General features: G+C 55.7%; 18 protein-coding genes and 1 pseudogene. 4 read left to right on the top strand and 15 right to left on the bottom strand.

Features of this window, described 5'->3' with window-relative positions:
* Positions 1-25: 25 nt before the first annotated feature.
* From ASD8599_RS00855 to pip, 3 genes are read right to left on the bottom strand one after another with little or no spacing between them, the layout of a single operon-like run.
* On the bottom strand, positions 26-244 hold the full coding sequence (locus ASD8599_RS00855; RefSeq protein WP_422664737.1) for a DUF2805 domain-containing protein: 219 nt from the start codon (positions 242-244) through the stop codon (positions 26-28).
* 36 nt (positions 245-280) lie between these two features.
* A complete protein-coding gene (locus ASD8599_RS00850) occupies positions 281-1,120 on the bottom strand; it encodes a periplasmic substrate-binding domain-containing protein (protein WP_245925897.1) in 840 nt (279 codons plus the stop codon).
* Positions 1,117-2,088 (bottom strand): prolyl aminopeptidase, encoded by a 972-nt coding sequence (gene pip / locus ASD8599_RS00845; protein ID WP_108826787.1) that lies wholly within the window; start codon positions 2,086-2,088, stop codon positions 1,117-1,119. The genes ASD8599_RS00850 and pip overlap by 4 nt, the downstream gene beginning before the upstream one ends.
* Positions 2,089-2,137: 49 nt before the next feature.
* Between pip and ubiG the strand changes: the two genes are divergently transcribed.
* Positions 2,138-2,890, top strand: coding sequence for a bifunctional 2-polyprenyl-6-hydroxyphenol methylase/3-demethylubiquinol 3-O-methyltransferase UbiG (ubiG, locus tag ASD8599_RS00840; RefSeq protein WP_108826786.1), 753 nt, complete (start codon positions 2,138-2,140; stop codon positions 2,888-2,890).
* 13 nt (positions 2,891-2,903) lie between these two features.
* Here ubiG and ASD8599_RS00835 read toward each other — a convergent pair whose 3' ends face one another.
* From ASD8599_RS00835 to ASD8599_RS00815, 5 genes are read right to left on the bottom strand one after another with little or no spacing between them, the layout of a single operon-like run.
* Positions 2,904-3,563 carry a hypothetical protein gene (locus ASD8599_RS00835; protein ID WP_108826785.1) on the bottom strand — a complete coding sequence of 220 codons (660 nt, stop codon included), beginning with the start codon at positions 3,561-3,563 and terminating at the stop codon, positions 2,904-2,906.
* 30 nt (positions 3,564-3,593) lie between these two features.
* Entirely contained in the window at positions 3,594-4,028 is a 435-nt protein-coding gene (locus ASD8599_RS00830; RefSeq protein WP_108826784.1) for a MarR family winged helix-turn-helix transcriptional regulator, read from the bottom strand.
* Between the two features lie 13 nt (positions 4,029-4,041).
* Complete coding sequence (locus tag ASD8599_RS00825; protein WP_108826783.1) at positions 4,042-4,875, bottom strand: carbon-nitrogen hydrolase family protein; 834 nt, start codon at positions 4,873-4,875, stop codon at positions 4,042-4,044.
* The gene (gene grxC / locus ASD8599_RS00820) at positions 4,872-5,129 is read right to left on the bottom strand and encodes a glutaredoxin 3 (protein WP_108826782.1); all 258 of its coding nucleotides are present in this window, start codon (positions 5,127-5,129) and stop codon (positions 4,872-4,874) included. The genes ASD8599_RS00825 and grxC overlap by 4 nt, the downstream gene beginning before the upstream one ends.
* A 37-nt stretch (positions 5,130-5,166) precedes the next feature.
* A complete protein-coding gene (locus ASD8599_RS00815; RefSeq protein WP_108826781.1) occupies positions 5,167-5,907 on the bottom strand; it encodes a ComF family protein in 741 nt (246 codons plus the stop codon).
* Positions 5,908-5,921: 14 nt separating this feature from the next.
* Between ASD8599_RS00815 and ASD8599_RS00810 the strand changes: the two genes are divergently transcribed.
* A complete protein-coding gene (locus tag ASD8599_RS00810; protein WP_108826780.1) occupies positions 5,922-6,740 on the top strand; it encodes a methyltransferase domain-containing protein in 819 nt (272 codons plus the stop codon).
* 53 nt (positions 6,741-6,793) lie between these two features.
* A complete protein-coding gene (hemH, locus tag ASD8599_RS00805; RefSeq protein ID WP_108826779.1) occupies positions 6,794-7,852 on the top strand; it encodes a ferrochelatase in 1,059 nt (352 codons plus the stop codon).
* Positions 7,853-7,925: 73 nt separating this feature from the next.
* On the opposite strand, the gene ASD8599_RS00800 is transcribed toward hemH, so the two are convergent.
* The 3 genes from ASD8599_RS00800 to ASD8599_RS00790 all read right to left on the bottom strand — a co-directional run bounded on the left by ASD8599_RS00800 (position 7,926) and on the right by ASD8599_RS00790 (position 9,201).
* Positions 7,926-8,105 carry a hypothetical protein gene (locus ASD8599_RS00800; protein ID WP_108826778.1) on the bottom strand — a complete coding sequence of 60 codons (180 nt, stop codon included), beginning with the start codon at positions 8,103-8,105 and terminating at the stop codon, positions 7,926-7,928.
* A gap of 180 nt (positions 8,106-8,285) precedes the next feature.
* Positions 8,286-8,465, bottom strand: a complete 180-nt coding sequence (locus ASD8599_RS00795; protein WP_108829936.1) for a hypothetical protein — start codon at positions 8,463-8,465, stop codon at positions 8,286-8,288.
* Positions 8,466-8,604: 139 nt separating this feature from the next.
* Positions 8,605-9,201 (bottom strand): L,D-transpeptidase, encoded by a 597-nt coding sequence (locus tag ASD8599_RS00790; RefSeq protein ID WP_108826777.1) that lies wholly within the window; start codon positions 9,199-9,201, stop codon positions 8,605-8,607.
* Between the two features lie 170 nt (positions 9,202-9,371).
* Here ASD8599_RS00790 and dalA point away from each other — a divergent pair.
* Positions 9,372-9,878: pseudogene (gene dalA, locus ASD8599_RS00785) on the top strand (divisome-associated lipoprotein DalA); the annotation flags it as partial.
* 146 nt (positions 9,879-10,024) lie between these two features.
* Here dalA and ASD8599_RS00780 read toward each other — a convergent pair.
* The 4 genes from ASD8599_RS00780 to ASD8599_RS00765 form a co-directional block, all read right to left on the bottom strand.
* Positions 10,025-10,525, bottom strand: coding sequence for a L,D-transpeptidase family protein (locus ASD8599_RS00780; RefSeq protein WP_108826775.1), 501 nt, complete (start codon positions 10,523-10,525; stop codon positions 10,025-10,027).
* A 98-nt stretch (positions 10,526-10,623) separates the two neighbouring features.
* Positions 10,624-11,841 (bottom strand): class I SAM-dependent RNA methyltransferase, encoded by a 1,218-nt coding sequence (locus ASD8599_RS00775; RefSeq protein WP_108826774.1) that lies wholly within the window; start codon positions 11,839-11,841, stop codon positions 10,624-10,626.
* Positions 11,842-11,879: 38 nt separating this feature from the next.
* Positions 11,880-13,718, bottom strand: a complete 1,839-nt coding sequence (locus ASD8599_RS00770) for an ABC transporter ATP-binding protein (RefSeq protein WP_245925895.1) — start codon at positions 13,716-13,718, stop codon at positions 11,880-11,882.
* Positions 13,718-15,556 (bottom strand): ABC transporter ATP-binding protein, encoded by a 1,839-nt coding sequence (locus tag ASD8599_RS00765; protein WP_108826773.1) that lies wholly within the window; start codon positions 15,554-15,556, stop codon positions 13,718-13,720. Before ASD8599_RS00765 ends, ASD8599_RS00770 begins: the two co-directional genes overlap by 1 nt.
* Positions 15,557-15,639 lie beyond the last annotated feature (83 nt).

Genomic DNA, 15,639 nt, shown 5'->3' with positions numbered 1-15,639 from the left:
CCAGTTGGACCCGAGTCTGCAAGCCTCACTTGTAATTCTCACGCCGGTCAGAGAATTTACGCACCCTTTTGCGCCATGCGCGGTAGCTGCCCGCCCGTAGGTTTTCACGCATCAGGGCTTTTACCTCGGCCTCGGACAGCCCGTATTCCAGTTTGATGTCTGCAAAGCTGACGTGATCGGACAGGGCCATTTCAATGATGGCACTGACGTGTTCATCAGGTAATTCCGTTAAAGACATTTTCATATGAGGCCAGATAAGGCGGCCCAGCCCTGCGTCAACTTACGCTTTCCACCACCGCCGCGCCATCGCAAGGTTGTCCAATGGCCAAGACGTGCCAACAGACGCAGGCACGACAACAGAGCGGTGCGCGATTTGTTGCGTTTGATGCTCTGACGGTAAGAACTGGAATGCTGCCGGGTCGGCGTAGGCATCCAAAGTCGTGACGTCGGCCACATCCACAAGGCCATCCCGCAACGCTTCGCCACGCACGGTATGGGACGGAATCGACACGATTTCGACTTCATCGAGCCAGCCTTCGGTGCCGTCTTTGCGGTGCACGGCGACACGCGATCCGATAAACTGCCGGCCCGCATCGAATTTGCGCACAGCATAAAGCCCCGTGCCAATCCCTGCCGCTTGGCGGTCGGCTTCGGCGGGCAGGATCGCAAATTGCGGGTCCGCCAGTTGGAATGGCAAGTTGGGGTTCGGATCACTGAGGGCTATCTGAAACGCGCCTGCCCCCAGATCAACGACATCCCCCCTTAGGGACGCGGCAATATCAGAGGGACGTAAAGGGACGCCGTCATGAAACATCACATCCTGCGCCAATTCAAAGCGCCACGTCGTGCCACCATCGTCAGACGCCCACGCCTGCGCAATATTGCCACGCAACGTACCGTCTGCTGCAATCTCGGTCAGGGTTTCAAACACAGCGCCACGCGCGGCTTGCATGAAAAGGCCCGATGTCGTTGTCCAATCATCCGCACGGTCAGCACCGGACAACGCAGCCATCATACGACCCCCACGTTTCGGGGATGGCCCCGCAAAAACACCGGTCGCCGCCAGCAAAGCGGCAGCTGCACCTGATGTAAATAATACGCGGCGGTCCAAACGGGTCAATGTCCTGCAATCCTGTCCATGGTGCGCACCAGTTCAGCGCTGATGCCCGGCTCTGACAAGGCGTGACCTGCATTGCGCACCATCACCAGATCACTTGCAGGCCAGACCTGCGAAATGGCGTAGGCGCTGTCGGGTGGACAGATCATATCGTAGCGGCCCTGTACGATGGTGCCGGGAATATGCGCAATCTTGTGCATGTTGGCCAGAATTTGACCGTCCTCTTCAAGGAAAGCCGCATTGGTGAAATAGTGATTCTCGAGACGGGCAAAGGCACGGGCATATTCGCCTGGGGCCTCGCCACCATTGCCGTTGGAATGGATGGACGCCAGCGCGTTTTCCCATGAAGACCACGCACGGGCGTATCGCGTCTCAATCGGCAGATCACCCGAAAACAGGCGCTTGTGATACGCCCCGATCAAGTCATCACGTTCATCTGCGGGGATCAGTTTCACGAACTTTTCCCAGACCTCGGGCCAGAATTTCCCGGCACCGCCACCATAGAACCAATCCAGTTCGGCTTGCGTGGCAAGGAACACACCGCGCAACACGATCTGCAAGGTGCGGTCGGGATGCGTTTGGGCGTAGACCAGCGACAAGGTCGCGCCCCAAGAGCCGCCGAAGACAATCCACGCCTCAATGTCCAAGGCCTCGCGGATGGCTTCAATATCCGCCACCAAATGCCATGTAGTGTTATTTTTCACCGACGCATGGGGGCGCGAACGGCCACACCCACGCTGATCAAAAAGAATCACACGGTACACGGCAGGATCGAAATACCGCCGCATCGCGGGGCTGCATCCGCCACCGGGACCACCATGCAACACCACCACAGGGATGCCCTGAGGGTTGCCGCATTGCTCAACGTAAATGCGGTGGCTGTCGCCCACATCCATCATTCGCTGATCAAACGGATCAATCGGCGGGTACAGATATTGCACTGCGCGTTTTTGGTCGGTGTGCTTGTCCATTAAGGGCCCTATATAGGTCGATAAGTTACATGAGCACATGGAGATCAGAATGCAAGCGCATCAAAGCACCGTGGACCCCTCTGAAATCGCCAAATTTGAAGCGATGGCAGCTGAATGGTGGGATCCGAATGGAAAATTCAAACCGTTGCACATGCTCAACCCGTGCCGGTTGGACTATATCACAGGCCAGATCGCAGGGGAATTCGACCGTGATCTGACACAAGAACGCCCGTTCGCAGGCCTACGCGTTCTGGACATCGGCTGCGGAGGCGGGCTTTTGTCGGAACCCATGGCGCGGTTGGGTGCCGAAATAGTGGGGGTGGATGCCGCAGAACGCAACATTCCCGTGGCGCAAGCCCATGCCGCGCAATCGGGGCTGGACATTGATTACCGCTTTACCACAGCCGAAGATATGGCCGCAGCCGGCGAACAGTTCGACGTGGTGATGAACATGGAAGTGGTCGAACACGTGGCCGATCCGCTGGCCTATCTCACGGCGTGTCAGCAGCTTTTGAAACCGGGCGGGCTACAAATCTGTTCGACGCTGAACCGCAACCCTAAATCCTACGTCTTTGCGATCATCGGGGCAGAGCATGTGATGCGCTGGCTGCCGAAAGGCACACATGAATGGAACAAGTTCATCACACCGGACGAGCTGTTTGATCTGTTGTCACAGTCGGGAATGGAACCCGTGGACCGTCAGGGGTTTGTCTTTAATCCGCTGACATGGGGCTGGCGTTTGTCCGATCGGGATTTAAGCGTGAACTACGTCACGGCCAGTGTGAAATCCAAAGCGGCATGACAAGGGGCGGCCGTCACTGGCAAAGCGCAGTGGCGGCTTCCGCAATAGGCAGGGCATTGCCATCGTGGCTGACGTATCCATAACGACCATTGGCAACACAGCTGTCGTGCGTTTTACGCCATCGCATAATCGTAAATCCTGACATTCGGTCTTGGCCTTGGGCATCTATGGCATTCAAACAGATGTGTACGGGGCGCACAGTGCCCGGAATATCAACCGCGGTGGTGTCTTCGGCATTTATGAAAAGTTGTGTGTCTTGATACAAAACCGTGCCTCGTTCGGTAAAGGCGGTCAGGGTCAATTGCGGGATCACTTGCCTGCCTTCGTTGTTTAACCACAGGGAAAACCCATCAGTAACGCTGTTAGATCCGGGACAGTTCTGGTTCTGAACGAGGCCAGACATTGAAATCCCGCTGGGCAATGCAGCCACCAATGCGGCAGTGTCATCTTTTATTCCGTCTGTCTGACGCAAAAGCGCGTTTGTGTTGTCTTCCACTTGCGCGATGGATTGCTCTACCCCTGAAAACCGCGCCTCATAGCTTTCCAGAACAGACACGGCCTTTCCCGGAAACACCAACGCCCAGATCCAGATCAAGGCCGACAAAAAGCCGAAAATATTCGCGCCTTTTTCGATAACTTTATAGCTGCGCGACCAAAAACTTCTTTCGGACATAAACGGTGCCCCTGTTCATACCATTTCACATTACGTCAGATGCTTACGAATTTCGCGCAAAATGGGAAGGGCTTCGCGCACCCTGTCTTCGCCCAGCGATTCCACGGCCTTGCTAACCATTGGCCCCATATCGCTTAAGGCTTGATCGCGGGCATTGCGTCCTGCAGGGCTGATCGCCACCATCTTGCGGCGCGCATCGTCCCAATCGGGGCGAACGTGGATGTATCCAGCCCATTCAAGTTTTGCCAAAGTGTTGGTCATGGCACCGCGTGTGACATTGAACGTTTGCGCCAATTGCGCAGGCGAGCGTTCACCATCATGCCATGTCAGATGGTTGAGCACCGAGAAATGCGAGATTTCCATGCCCTTGGGCAACACCCGTCCCAAGGCATTGCGAACGGTTTGATCCGCCGCCAGAACTTCGCTGAACAGCGAAATTGCCAGTGCATTTGTGTCTGCGCTCATAGGCCACACTTGGTTAGGGGCCGTTGAAACTCCGCTCATTTTGTAAGGCAGGAACCTTAGCGCGTGCATCGACCACATTGTTCATATCGAACTCAAATACATAAACACCGGGATCGGTGCCAGCATCAAGGATAACCTCACCCCAAGGCGAGACGACCAGTGAATGGCCATATGTGCTGCGTGTCTTGTCGGAGGTGCTTGGGTGCAACCCTGTCTGGGCGGGCGCCATCACATAGCACCCTGTTTCGATCGCACGCGCCCGCAACAGACTGTGCCAATGCGCCGCACCCGTGGCGGGGGTAAAGGCAGAGGGATAGGTCAGGATTTGGGCGCCACCCTGCGCCAAAGCGTTGGCCAATAGCGGAAAGCGCATGTCATAGCAGATGGCCATGCCAATACCGCCAAACGGGGTTTGCACCACCACAGCCTGTGTGCCGGGACGGTATCCTTCGCTTTCGCGCCACGTCTCGGTCGGGGATACATCCACATCGAACATGTGGATCTTGTCGTAATGCGCAACGATCGCGCCGTTTGGCGAAATCAGGAATGACCGGTTGGCAAAGCGACCATCCGGATCATCCGTCTTGATGCCAAGCGATCCAATCAGCACCCAAATGCCATGCGTCTTTGCAGCGTCCCGCACAGTAGCCAACGTTAGATCATCGTCTTGGTGGGACAAAACAGCGCTTTGGCGGGCGCGGGACACAGACAGACAATTGCTGACCTCAGGGGTCAAAACAAAATCAGCACCTTGCTTGGCGGCTGACGCGATGTATCCCTGCAGCACGGCCAGATTGTGCCCCGGATCATCCGAGGCATTCATCTGCACCAAAGCGCCTGTTGTCATGTTGCCAACAACGCGTCGAGTTTGCCTGCCCGCTCTAACGCATAAAGGTCGTCACATCCGCCAACATGCATATCGCCCACAAAAATCTGCGGCACTGTGCGTCCACCGTCGGCACGCTTGATCATCTCGGGCTTGCGATCGGGGTTGGCCAAAACATCAACTTCAGAGAACGCGACACCCTTTTGGGTCAAAAGGCGCTTTGCTGCGTGACAAAAGCCGCACAGCGGCGACGTATAAATTTCTACAGGCTTCATAGGTCGTGTCCTTGATCGTATTGCATTTGACCCAGACTTAGGCATCTTTGACGACCCGCGCCAGTGCGACCACGCAAACGTCACTTGCACCGGCATCGTAACACGCCTGTGTGGACGCGGCCAAAGTCGCCCCCGTCGTCATCACATCGTCCACCAACAAAACCGGACGGCCCGCCATGCGGTGTCTGCGTTTGGGGTGCGGGGCGATGGCGTCTTGCAGGTGGCGGAACCGCGCATCGCGGGTCATGCCGTCAAGGCTGCGGGTCCGCTTGAAGCGTTGCAAAAGGTCGGGACAGCACGGCACATCAAGGCGTTGGGCCATTGCATTGGCCAGCGCCGCAGATTGGTTAAAGCGCCGCTTCAAAAGCCGCGTCCAATGCAAAGGTACCGGCGCGATCAGGGTGCGGGGTTCAAGAATATCGCGCACGGCATTCGCCATCCAAAGACTGGTGGGATGCACGACCTCTTGGCGGTCACCGTGCTTTAGGGCAAGGATCATTTTGCGGCCTGTTTCTTTGTAGATCAACGCCGCACGACCCTTACGCCAAGGTCTTGCAATCGTTAAACAATCGTCACACCTTAGGGCCTCTCCCTGTGCGATATCTTCACCGTCCAGAATGGGTGCGCCGCATCCGTCACAGGCGTTTGATCCGATAAATGCCACATCGCGCCAACACGTTCCGCACAAACCGAAATCGCTGTCCACACGATCGCCGCATGTCAAACAGCGTGGCGGATAGACCAGCGCCAAGGTGGTTTGTAATGCGGGGTGTGCCATTCTATGTGTGCCTTATGTCGGGACCAAAACCACTTACTGATTCTATCGCGCTGACGCGGCGCCGGGCGCGAACCCAAGCGGACGCCATGTTCTTGCACGCAACCGTGGCCGATGACCTGCAGGATCGCGCGGATATGGTTAACAGGACGTTTAATTCCGCGGCAGTGGTCAGCGGTTTCCCCGATCTGTGGCGCAAACTGATGCCAAACGCCCACAGCGTCGCGGACAAAGACGTGTTGGAATTGGGCATGGGCGCACACGACCTTGTGATCCACACACTTGCTTTGCACTGGGCAAATGACCCCGTGGGCCAGATCATTCAATGCAAACGAAGCCTGCAAAAAGACGGCCTGTTTCTGGCGGCCACCTTCGGGGGGCAAACCCTACACGAATTACGCGCCTGTCTGGGGCAGGCAGAGATCGAGACCAGCGGCGGATTGTCACCCCGCATCGCCCCAATGGGGGAACTGCGCGATCTGGGTGGCCTGCTACAAAGGGCTGGCTTTGCCTTACCTGTGGCAGACGTTTTGCCGTTAACGGTGAACTACCGCGATTTGTGGCATCTGATGCAAGATTTGCGCCATATGGGCGAAGCCAACGCCTTGCAAGAACGTCTGCGTTTTCCGACACATCGTCGCGTTTTTGAACGTGCTGCCGAACTTTATGCACAGACCTACCCAACCCCTGAAGGTGGCATTGCCGCGACCTTTGAAATCGTGATGTTGACGGGCTGGGCCCCCGACGAAAGCCAACCCAAACCGCTGCGTCCCGGATCAGCTGAAGCACGGTTAGCAGACGCGTTGGGGACCGACGAAAACAGGCTGCCAGATTGACCTGAGAGCAAAAGCGTTTATTTGAGCCATAACACCCATTGATCGGACCCATAATGCTCGACGCGACCCCTACCGCCACACGCCCAGCGCACGCCGAAACCGACCACCCCAAAGTGGCAGCCCCCCGTGTCGGCATTTTGCTGTCGAATCTTGGAACGCCAGACAACTATGACTATTGGTCAATGCGGCGCTATCTGAACGAATTTTTGTCCGATAAACGGGTCATCGACTATTCGGCCTGGATCTGGCAGCCATTGTTGCAGTTGGTCATTCTGACAAAACGGCCTTTTTCATCGGGTGCGGCCTACAAATCGATCTGGAACGAAGAAGACGGCGAAAGCCCGTTGATGACGATCACAAAAGCACAGACCAAAAAGATCAAAGCTGAAATGCAAGAGCGCTACGGCGATCAGGTTATGGTCGATTTTTGCATGCGCTACGGTAACCCGTCGACCAAATCCAAAGTTCGGGCCATGACAGAGGCCGGATGCCAAAAGATCCTGTTCTTCCCGTTGTACCCACATTACGCGGGCGCCACGTCAGCCACAGCCAACGATGAATTCTTTCGTGCCTTGATGAAAGAAAAATGGCAGCCGACGTCACGCACAGTCGAACCTTATTTTGCTGATGAAACCTACATTGACGCATTGGCACAATCCATCGAACGCGCCTACGCAAACCTTGAAACGCGCCCCGATATTCTGGTGTGTTCCTACCACGGCGTGCCGATCCGCTACCTGATGGAAGGCGATCCGTACCATTGCCAATGCCAGAAAACGACGCGCCTGCTGAAGGAACGTCTGGGTTGGGAAGACACCGAAATCAAAACCACCTTCCAGTCGAAGTTCGGCCCTGAAGAATGGCTGCAACCCTACACCGTCGAAGAAGTCGCCCGTTTGGCCGAAGCTGGTAAAAAGAACATCGCGGTTTGCGCCCCTGCGTTTTCCGCCGATTGCATCGAAACGCTGGAAGAGATCAACGAAGAGATCAAAGAAAGCTTTGAAGAGGCTGGCGGCGAACACTTCACCTATATCCCGTGCCTGAACGATGATGACGCGCATATCAAAGCGCTGTCTGGCGTGATCGATAAAAACCTCAAAGGGTGGCTGTAACGCCAAACGCAAAAGGGCGGCACTCTGCGGTACCGCCCAACGCAAAACTTGCGCAGAATCTGTAAGGGTCGCTTTAGTCGGCCAGTGCCGCTGCAACAACTGCCAGCAAGATCAGCGGCAGAACGATGCCACCGGAAGAAGAACCAGCTTCTTCGATGATGACAGGCGGTTCGATGATTGGATCAGCCGGCGCGCCAGCGAAAGCTGTGGATGCTGCGAATGTGACTGCGGTTGCAAGTGCGATTTTCTTCATTAGTCCCTCCAGATGGCAGAACCGGCAACAGCGCCGGACCGCTTATTTGTGTGTACAACAGTCTAAACGGCAAATGGTTCCTATTACAATTGGATAAAATTCGATCAAACGCGCAACATTGAACACAAAAAAGGCGGCGCATTGCTGCACCGCCTCTTAATAGTCGAAATCGACTGTAGCTTAGTCTGCCAAAGCTGCTGCAACAACGGCAAGCAGGATCAATGGAAGAACGATGCCACCGGAAGAAGAACCAGCTTCTTCGATGATGACAGGTGCTTCGATGATCGGATCAGCAGGCTGACCAGCAAAAGCTGTGGACGCTGCGGCTGTCAGAGCAGCTGCGAGTACGAATTTTTTCATTTTGACCTCCAGAAATAGCACATCAGCAACAGCGCCGATGCACACCCAAGACTTAACTTCGTGTCTGTTTCTAAACAGCAATTTGCGGCGATTGCAAATGCAGTTTAGGCGGCAGACCATCAGTCAAGCCCCAATGTCGTCAAATAAGCAACACTTGTGTGCCCACTTTGGCCATCTCGTACAGCTCTTCCACGTGTTCGTTGTAAAGGCCGATGCACCCGTTTGATGACTTGCGCCCGATCTTGCGCGTGTCATGCGTGCCGTGAATACGGTAGTACGTCCAGCTCAGGTGCATAGACCGTGTGCCAAGCGGATTGTCCGGGCCGGGCCCAATGTAGTCTGGCCATTCAGGGTTGCGCTTTTTCATCGACGGCGTCGGGCGCCAATCGGGTTTCGGGTCTTTCAGAACAACCTGTGTGCGGCCACGGCGCGTAAGATCGTCTGTCAACGGGACACTGGAAGGGTACAGCTTGTAGATCGTTTGATCTTCGTTCCAGTAGTGCACGGCGCGGCTGTCGATATCGACCAGAATGGCCCCTTTGCGCAGGTTTGTGAAATACGGCTGCCAGTCTAGCGTGCGAAAGCTGGAAATGTTGCGACGCACGGACAACGCCGGATCACGCTCTGCTTGACCAGCTGGAACGTTGCTTTGGGCCAGCGCAGGCGCACCGATCAGGGCGGCGGACCCCGCCAAAAAGGCGCGACGGGTCGGTGTTTCGAATAGCTTTTTGGACATTGAAGCCTCTCCATAGCTGATAAATACTGCTTTACCGACGCTTTTATTGCGCCAAAGACGCAGTCGCAAATCAAACAAGCGTCATTTCGCAGGCTCACGCCGATGTGCGTTTGAAATGCAACGCGGGCCACGCTATGCGGATATAACATGTTTTTTCAGTGGAGCCAAAAATGGTCAGATTAACCGCACTTATGACAGCCGCTGTGGTTGCACTTGCCGCTTGCCAGCCCGCAACACCGACGGCCGGTACAGATGGTAAGCCATTGTCAAAAGTATACAAAATTGGCCGCAACGATGCAGGAAAACTGCAATTCCGTATGCTTGATTCGGTCAATGCATTGCGTCAGGCCCAAGGCGTGGCCCCGGTCACGCTTAATCCCAAGCTGAACGCGGCGGCTGCTACACATTCCCGTGATATGGCTGCACAAAACCGTCCGTGGCACTTCGGATCAGACGGTTCATCCCCCATCGACCGTGTTCAACGCGTAGGATATACAGGCCAGCTTGTGGGTGAAAACATCTCTGAAAGCTACGAAACAGAGCTTGAAACACTAGGGGCTTGGATCGAACAGCCCGACACACGTCGCACCATCATGTCTGCAAACGCGCAAGACATGGGGTTTTCATGGCATCAGGAATCAAACGGCAAAATCTGGTGGACCATGATTATGGGCAACCCATCCAGCACACCGCTGATTCCGTCCGCGAACCCATCCGCATCACGTCTGGTGCCAGATCGGGTCGACAATCCCGAAGACACCGCAACGGACGAGCAAGCGGAAACGATAGTCGGCACAACAGGATAAGGATCTAACGCCGGCAATCAGGCGTTGATCTGTATCGGCGTTCCGTTCTTCACCATGGCGTAGATTTTTTCCATCTCTTCGTTTGGAACGGCGATACACCCCCACGTCCAATCGTTTTTGCCAAGTTTCCAAGGCTTGGATTCGCCGTGGATAAAGATGTCGCCGCCCGGCTGCTTGCCCAACGCGCGGGCTTGGGCAATATCATGGGCGTTCGGATACGAGATGCCCAAAGACAGATGGAATTTGCTGTTCGGGTTGCGGCGGTCAATCAGATAGGTGCCTTCAGGCGTTTTGCCGTCACCTTCATAGAATTTGTCGCCAATCGGGGCAAACCCCAAGTCGATCCTGTATTGCTTCAGTATCTTTTGATTGTGCAACAAGAACATCTCGCGGGCGCCCTTGTTGACGATGACATATGTCACCTCAGGCCCGTTGTAGCGCTGGAACTTCGATTTGGTCGCACAACCAGCCAGCGCCAAAGCGGCTGTTCCGGTTGTAAGCAAATGCCTGCGTTTCATGTAAATCGTACTCTGCCCATACTCATTTTCCGCGTGTTTATCATCGAACCGCCATTTTTGGATAGAAAAAACACAGCGCGTCACCAATGTGTGATGGCTTAGGTCTTCACAAATCTGGACGCCAATTCAACATGCGACGACCAACGGAACTGGTCGACGGGTTGCACCCATTCCAAAACGTAGCCCGCGCCTGCCAATTGTGCGGCGTCACGCGCAAAGGTGACAGGGTTGCAAGATACATAGGTCAGAACCGGAACGTCGGCTTTCAATATCTCGGCCACTTGATCCGCGGCACCAGCCCGGGGGGGATCAAGAACCACCGCATCAAAGCGCTTCAATTCATCAGGCAGCAACGGGCGCCGAAACAGATCGCGCACTTCATGCGTGATCGGCTTTAGGCCCGTCGCAAACCGCCATCCGTGATCAAGGGCGGCGATCATGCCTTTGTCACCCTCGACGGCGTGCACCTCGGAGTGTTCTGCCAGCGGCAACGAAAATGTTCCGCACCCTGCAAAAAGATCCGCGACACGTTTCGCAGACCCCACCGCTTCGCGCACCAACGCTTGCAGGGCATGTGCCCCGTGCGCGGTGGCTTGCAAGAACGTGCCTGCAGGTGGTGCAACAAACGCCGAACCGAACGCGTGGCGCGGCGGCGTGCGCATCGCGACCACCTCATCGCCCCAAGTCAGACGCGTCAAACCCGTGGCATCACACAGCTGCGCCAAACCCGCGCGCAGCGGCCCGTCTAACGGTTTACCGCCCTGAACCGACACATCCAAACCATCCAAAGAAACCGTGACCATCGCAGCCAATGGCGCCTTGCGGCTGGCCCCGATAATGGCCAATTCCTTGAGAATACCAAAAGACGTTTTGATCTTTGGGTCGATCAGCTGACATTCTGGCACTTCGACAAGTGTATCGCTGGCACGGCCATGAAAACCCACCATCGCACCACTTTTGGTGCGCTTGACTGCCAAAGTTGCGCGCTGTCGCGACTGGGCAGGCGATGTAATCGTCTCGCGGATATCAGGCGACAAATCATGTGCAGACAACGCATGGCGCACCACGTCTGCTTTCCATTGCGCCACGAAGTCATCATTCGCATGCTGCAACTGGCATCCGCCGCATGCCTTGAAATGGCGACATGGTGCAGCGACACGATCCGAGGATGGCGTGACAATCCGCACATCCTTTAATGCCGTTCCGTCAACGGTGCCACTGACCAGTTCACCGGGCAATGTCATGGGCGCAAAAACGGGGCCTTCGGCAATTCCATCACCGTGATGGCCAAGACGTATAATTTTATGTTCACTCATGAACTGCGATTACAGCGCTATGCCCCAAGAAAAAAGGCCTATTGTGCAGCTTGTGTCCGAATGAAGCCGCCGGACTGACGCTGCCAATAGCTAGCGTACAGCCCGTCTTTGGCCAGCAGTTCATCATGAGACCCCGCTTCGATGATGCGCCCTTGATCCATAACGATGATGCGATCCATTTCCGTAAGCGTCGACAAACGGTGTGCAATGGCCAGAACCGTTTTGCCTTCCATCACCCGTTCAAGCGCAGTTTGAATGGACGCTTCGACTTCGCTGTCCAGCGCACTTGTCGCTTCATCCAGCACCAAAATCGGCGCGTCTTTGACAATGGCACGGGCCAAAGCAATACGCTGGCGCTGGCCCCCCGACAATTTGACACCCCGTTCTCCCAGATGCGCCTGGTATCCCTGCCGCCCCTTGTGGTCTTGCAAATCTTGAATGAATCCATGCGCCTCGGCCTTTTCCGCCGCCTTGATCAGGGCCGCTTCATCCGCGTCGGGACGTCCATAAAGGATGTTTTCACGTGCCGAACGGTTAAACATCGCCGTTTCCTGCGTGACCATGGCAATCGCGCGGCGCAGGCTTTCTTGCGTCACTTGCCGTGTATCGGATCCGTCAATTTCAATATGCCCTTCCTCGGGATCATAAAGCCGCAGCAAAAGCGATACCAACGTGGACTTGCCCGCGCCTGACGCACCCACGATGCCAAGCTTTTCGCCCGGTTTGATTGTCAGATTGATATCGGAAATGCCGCCTTTCTCACGCCCATACGCAAAGCTCAGGTTTTTCAACGCAATTTCACCCCGCGGCACTTGCAGGGGCTGGGCCCCATCAACATCATCAACACGCACGCGGGGGGTCAGGGTGCGCATGCCGTCCTCGATCTCGCCTATGTTGGCGTAGATTTGCATCAGCGTGAAGCTGACCCAACCCGTCATTTGCGCGATGCGAATGGACACGGCACCCGCCGCCACAATATCGCCCGGCGTGGCCTGACCAGCCTGCCAGATCAAAACCGTGCCGCCCAACATGATCACCGGCAACAATCCCGCCAAGGTCATCAAGGCAAAGCGGAACGCCGCCGACAATCGCCCGAAACTAAGCGAGGTTTCACGAAACGTCTGCATCGCGCCCAGCGCTGCGCGGTCTTCATGATCGGCATGGGCAAAAAGCTTGACCGTTTTGATGTTGGTGATCGTATCAACCACCTGCCCCGACACCATCGCCCGCGCCCCTGCCCGTTTTGCAGACCGCACACGCACACGCGGCAGATACCAATTGATCAGGGCGAAATACAGGATCAGCCAAACGCCAAATCCCAAGGCCACCCGCCAATCAATTGCCAGCAGCAAGATCACCGACCCCGCAAGCGACGCCAAGGCAAAAGCGACAACATTGATCACTTCGGACGCGACATCCGTAACGGCGCGCGCGCATTGCATCTGCTTTTGCGCGATGCGTCCTGCAAAGTCGTCATCGAAAAATGTGACGTTCTGGCCCAGCGTCCAACGGTGCAAACGCGACAGCACCAAAGGGTTCACATTGGGTTGCACGATGATAGAATTCGAGGCCGCTGACAGCCCGAAAGCTACGGGGCGGATCAGCAAAAAGAACGCAACCGCGGCAATGACAATCCACAGGTTTGCGCCTTCAAAGAAGCCGCTTGGCCCCAAGGCTGTAGCATCAATGACCTTGCCGAGGATCAACGCGGTAACCGTTTCCATCGACCCCGCCAACGCAGACAAGAACGCGGCCAACCACAGTGCGGGCCACGATCCTGCCAAGCACCAGCGCATGAATGCACCCAGTTCTTGTGGGGGCGGGCCATCGGCGGGCTGGAAGGAATTGATCCAATTGCCAATATCGGGAAAACGCATCACTCGGCAGCCTCTGTTTTCAGGAACCCGCCGGATTGGCGCGCCCAGAATTCAGCATATAGGCCATCTTGCGCCAAAAGCGCGTCATGATCGCCATCTTCGACAATCTGTCCGCCATCCAGCACAAGAATGCGGTCCATCTGGGCGATGGTGGACAAACGGTGGGCAATCGCGATCACGGTTTTTCCCTGCATCATACCATAAAGCGTATCCTGAATGGCGGCCTCAACTTCGCTGTCCAAAGCACTGGTGGCTTCGTCCAGCAGCAGAATTGGCGCATTTTTCAAAACAACACGCGCCAGCGTCACACGCTGCCGTTGACCACCCGACAACTTCACACCGCGTTCGCCGACTTGCGCGTCATAGCCCTGACGCCCTTCGGGGTCTTCCAGCCCAAGGATAAATTCATGCGCTTCGGCCTGTTTGGCCGCGGCAATGATATCTTCCTCAGTCGCGTCGGGTTTGCCGTACAAAAGATTGTCGCGCACCGACCGATGCAACAAAGAGCTTTCCTGCTGCACCATACCGATATTCAAACGCAGACTGTCTTGGGTGACTTTTGAAATGTCCTGCCCGTCGATCAAGATTTGTCCGGCATCGGGATCATAAAAGCGCAGCAACAGCTTCACCAATGTGGATTTGCCTGCGCCGGAACGGCCAATCAACCCTATCTTCTGACCCGACTCAATCACAAGATCCATGCCTTCGATGCCACCCGTTTCGCGGCCGTAGTGGTGGGTCAGGCCGCGCATTTCGATGCGGCCTTTGTCCAGCGTCAGGGGCTTGGCGTCCGGCACATCAACCAAGGTGATCGGCTGCGCGATGGTTTCCATACCTTCCGCAACCACACCCAACTGGCGAAAGAACGAGGTCAACGCCCACATGATCCACCCCGTCATGGCGTTCAAGCGTAAGGTCAGCGCCGTGGCGGCGGCGACAACACCCACGCTGGTCGATCCTTGAACCCAAAGCGCGATGGCCCAGCCGACGACGCCCACGATCAGCAAACCATTCAGCGTCACCAACATCACATCCATCACGGTGAAGATGCGCATTTCCTTTTGAAAGGTCTGTCGCGTTTTCTCAATCGCGTCTTTTGCATAATCGATTTCACGATTGTGGTGGGCAAACATTTTGACGGAGTGGATGTTGGAATAGGCGTCTACCACACGGCCCGTCACGGTAGACCGCGCATCAGACGCCGCCTGCGACGCGGGGCCCACACGTTTGACCGTCCACTTGATCAAAAGCGCGTACAGCACAAACCATCCAAGCAATGGCAGCAACAATCGCGGGTCCGAGGTGCTTAGTAAAATCGCGGCACCAATCATGTAGGCCAGCGAAAAGGAAATTGCGTCAAAAACTTGAAATACGACTTCACCTGCCGCCGGGGGCGTTTGCATAATGCGGTTGGCAATGCGCCCCGCAAAGTCGTTTTCAAACCAACCCACGGATTGCCGCAACACATGTTTATGCGCACGCCACCGGATCAGGGTGCCAAAGTTCGGCAAAATCGCGTTGTTCAAAAGCGCAACGTCCAGCACCTGCAGCACGGGGCGCAGCACCAAAATAAACACCGCTATCACGATGAATTCCGTGCCGTAATCTGCCCAGACCTGATCGGGTTCACCGCCCAAAACATCGACAACGCGGCCCATGTAATAGATCAGGCCAACCTCAACCGCGGCCACAACAATCGACATGATCGCAGTTAGGATGAAAACAGTTTTGAACGGCTTTGAATATTCGCGCAAAAACGGCCACAGCTTTGTGGGCGGAGTGTCCGTTTCAGCATAGGACACGTAAGGGTCGACAAGATTTTCGAAGAATTTAAACATCGGAAGAACGCCAGTATTTTAGGTAGAACATGTGTTGGATGATGATGTGATCAAGCCATCCAAAAGGGTTTGGTGCCGATCAA

The organism is Ascidiaceihabitans donghaensis, from assembly GCF_900302465.1.
Taxonomy (GTDB): Bacteria; Pseudomonadota; Alphaproteobacteria; order Rhodobacterales; family Rhodobacteraceae; genus Ascidiaceihabitans; species Ascidiaceihabitans donghaensis.
The sequence above is the reverse complement of the archived record's forward strand: the minus strand, read 5'-3'. Positions and strand labels throughout refer to the sequence as shown.

Bases quoted from the DNA above. Each gene is read 5' to 3' on its own strand.
- ASD8599_RS00855 (WP_422664737.1), bottom strand. From the start codon at position 244: ATGAAAATGTCTTTAACGGAATTACCTGATGAACACGTCAGTGCCATC.
- pip (WP_108826787.1), bottom strand. From the start codon at position 2,088: ATGGACAAGCACACCGACCAAAAACGCGCAGTGCAATATCTGTACCCG.
- ubiG (WP_108826786.1), top strand. From the start codon at position 2,138: ATGCAAGCGCATCAAAGCACCGTGGACCCCTCTGAAATCGCCAAATTT.
- ASD8599_RS00835 (WP_108826785.1), bottom strand. From the start codon at position 3,563: ATGTCCGAAAGAAGTTTTTGGTCGCGCAGCTATAAAGTTATCGAAAAA.
- ASD8599_RS00830 (WP_108826784.1), bottom strand. From the start codon at position 4,028: ATGAGCGCAGACACAAATGCACTGGCAATTTCGCTGTTCAGCGAAGTT.
- ASD8599_RS00825 (WP_108826783.1), bottom strand. From the start codon at position 4,875: ATGACAACAGGCGCTTTGGTGCAGATGAATGCCTCGGATGATCCGGGG.
- grxC (WP_108826782.1), bottom strand. From the start codon at position 5,129: ATGAAGCCTGTAGAAATTTATACGTCGCCGCTGTGCGGCTTTTGTCAC.
- ASD8599_RS00815 (WP_108826781.1), bottom strand. From the start codon at position 5,907: ATGGCACACCCCGCATTACAAACCACCTTGGCGCTGGTCTATCCGCCA.
- ASD8599_RS00810 (WP_108826780.1), top strand. From the start codon at position 5,922: ATGTCGGGACCAAAACCACTTACTGATTCTATCGCGCTGACGCGGCGC.
- hemH (WP_108826779.1), top strand. From the start codon at position 6,794: ATGCTCGACGCGACCCCTACCGCCACACGCCCAGCGCACGCCGAAACC.
- ASD8599_RS00800 (WP_108826778.1), bottom strand. From the start codon at position 8,105: ATGAAGAAAATCGCACTTGCAACCGCAGTCACATTCGCAGCATCCACA.
- ASD8599_RS00795 (WP_108829936.1), bottom strand. From the start codon at position 8,465: ATGAAAAAATTCGTACTCGCAGCTGCTCTGACAGCCGCAGCGTCCACA.
- ASD8599_RS00790 (WP_108826777.1), bottom strand. From the start codon at position 9,201: ATGTCCAAAAAGCTATTCGAAACACCGACCCGTCGCGCCTTTTTGGCG.
- ASD8599_RS00780 (WP_108826775.1), bottom strand. From the start codon at position 10,525: ATGAAACGCAGGCATTTGCTTACAACCGGAACAGCCGCTTTGGCGCTG.
- ASD8599_RS00775 (WP_108826774.1), bottom strand. From the start codon at position 11,841: ATGAGTGAACATAAAATTATACGTCTTGGCCATCACGGTGATGGAATT.
- ASD8599_RS00770 (WP_245925895.1), bottom strand. From the start codon at position 13,718: ATGCGTTTTCCCGATATTGGCAATTGGATCAATTCCTTCCAGCCCGCC.
- ASD8599_RS00765 (WP_108826773.1), bottom strand. From the start codon at position 15,556: ATGTTTAAATTCTTCGAAAATCTTGTCGACCCTTACGTGTCCTATGCT.